The sequence below is a fragment of the Gilvimarinus xylanilyticus genome, from assembly GCF_024195295.1.
GTDB classification, from domain to species: domain Bacteria; phylum Pseudomonadota; class Gammaproteobacteria; order Pseudomonadales; family Cellvibrionaceae; genus Gilvimarinus; species Gilvimarinus xylanilyticus.
The window spans coordinates 1-2,500 of sequence record NZ_JAMFTH010000003.1; the positions used below are offsets into that span (position 1 = coordinate 1).

The 2,500-nt window shown below is 51.7% G+C and carries 2 rRNA genes (1 of these 2 cut by a window edge); both read right to left on the minus strand.

Features of this window, described 5'->3' with window-relative positions:
• Window positions 1-646: 646 nt before the first annotated feature.
• Window positions 647-762 (minus strand): 5S ribosomal RNA (rrf, locus tag M6D89_RS10600).
• A gap of 171 nt (window positions 763-933) precedes the next feature.
• Window positions 934-2,500, minus strand: a 23S ribosomal RNA gene (locus tag M6D89_RS10605); it runs 1,319 nt beyond the window's last position.

The window sequence follows — 2,500 nt, forward strand, 5'->3', positions numbered from 1 at the left end:
GCAGAACGCAGAACGCAGAACGCAGAACGCAGAACGCAGAACGCAGAACGCAGAACGCAGAACGCAGAACGCAGAACAGGGTGTGGGGATTGGGGTGACGATGCAAGGGATTTTTGTTTATTGGTTTTTTTATTTTAGAAGCTTGAATAATGTGCTGGGAGCACATTGGGGCGCCTGAACGGTGACGGCCCGGGATGGCCGGCATCACTATGACCGTAGGTTATCTACATAGATGTAGTGTATGCAGATAACGCAGGAGCGGTTATTTGTCATCGGCAAGCACCACCTAGGGTGGATAGTAACCCACAAGAAAAACGCCCTGCAGGACTCATCGGCCGGGAGCCGATGTGCACAGCTGCCGCTGGCCGAAGGCCGAGCTCAGGGATGAGCGAGTGATTACCTACAGTGGGTTACGAGCGGTGCTCGTAATCGCTTCGCGACGCTAGGGCGCCTAGCACTCGTTCCTACGGAACAGAGGCTTTCACAAAATGGCAGGACTGACATTTTGCACAGCGGAGCTGCCCGTAGGGTGAGGCACAGGATGTGCTGAATGACTTGGCACTTCGTGCGAGGTAGGGAAAGTAATTCAACGTATTCAAAATAAAAAACCCCACCTGGAGTCCCAGGTGGGGTGTTTTATTTAGAAGCTTGACGATGACCTACTCTCACATGGGCAAAGCCCACACTACCATCGGCGCTGAGTCGTTTCACTGCTGAGTTCGGGATGGAATCAGGTGGTTCCAACTCGCTATGATCGTCAAGCAAACAGGTATGGTTTGTTTTCGGTCTTATCTACGTTTGTAGTGCCTAGTCACACAACCAAATAGGGCGATGAACAAAGTTGATTTTGATTTACTGAGGACACTGTGTATCACTCTGCCTTTCGGCTCAGTCCGTCGATTGATCATACCATCAATCAGTCGATTCTGTTATATGGTCAAGCCTCACGGGCAATTAGTACTGGTTAGCTCAACGCCTCACAACGCTTCCACACCCAGCCTATCAACGTAGTAGTCTTCTACGGCCCTTTAGGGGATTCAAGATCCCAGGGAAAGCTTATCTTGAAGGAGGCTTCCCGCTTAGATGCTTTCAGCGGTTATCCCGTCCGAACGTAGCTACCCGGCAATGCTATTGGCATAACAACCGGAACACCAGAGGTTCGTTCACTCCGGTCCTCTCGTACTAGGAGCAACTCTTCTCAACTTTCCAACGCCCACGGCAGATAGGGACCGAACTGTCTCACGACGTTCTAAACCCAGCTCGCGTACCACTTTAAATGGCGAACAGCCATACCCTTGGGACCGGCTTCAGCCCCAGGATGTGATGAGCCGACATCGAGGTGCCAAACACCGCCGTCGATGTGAACTCTTGGGCGGTATCAGCCTGTTATCCCCGGAGTACCTTTTATCCGTTGAGCGATGGCCCTTCCATACAGAACCACCGGATCACTATGACCTACTTTCGTACCTGCTCGTCGTGTCAGACTCGCAGTCAAGCTGGCTTGTGCCATTACACTAACCTCCTGATTTCCGACCAGGATTAGCCAACCTTCGTGCTCCTCCGTTACTCTTTGGGAGGAGACCGCCCCAGTCAAACTACCCACCATACACTGTCCGCGATCCAGATAATGGACCTGCGTTAGAACCCCAAACATACCAGGGTGGTATTTCAAGGTCGGCTCCACAATGACTAGCGTCACTGCTTCAAAGCCTCCCACCTATCCTACACAAATAGGTTCAGAGTTCAGTGCAAAGCTATAGTAAAGGTTCACGGGGTCTTTCCGTCTAGCCGCGGGAACACTGCATCTTAACAGCGATTTCAATTTCACTGAGTCTTGGGTGGAGACAGCGTGGCCATCGTTACGCCATTCGTGCAGGTCGGAACTTACCCGACAAGGAATTTCGCTACCTTAGGACCGTTATAGTTACGGCCGCCGTTTACCGGGGCTTCGATCAAGAGCTTCGCCGAAGCTAACCCCATCAATTAACCTTCCGGCACCGGGCAGGCGTCATACCCTATACGTCCACTTACGTGTTTGCAGAGTACTATGTTTTTAATAAACAGTCGCAGCCACCTGGTCACTTCGACCGGGCCCAGCTTAGGGAGCAAGTCCCATCACCAGATCCGGCGTACCTTCTCCCGAAGTTACGGTACCATTTTGCCTAGTTCCTTCACCCAAGTTCTCTCAAGCGCCTTGGTATTCTCTACCTGATCACCTGTGTCGGTTTACAGTACGGTTCGTTATTACCTGAAGCTTAGAAGCTTTTCCTGGAAGCATGGCATCAACCACTTCGTCTCAAAAGTGAGACTCGTCATCAGTTCTCAGCCTTAAGAGCCCGGATTTACCTAAGCTCTCAGCCTACAACCTTAAACACGGACAACCAACGCCGTGCTGGCCTAGCCTACTCCGTCCCTCCATCGCAGTAATAACAAGTACGGGAATGTTAACCCGTTTCCCATCGACTACGCATTTCTGCCTCGCCTTAGGGGCCGACTAACC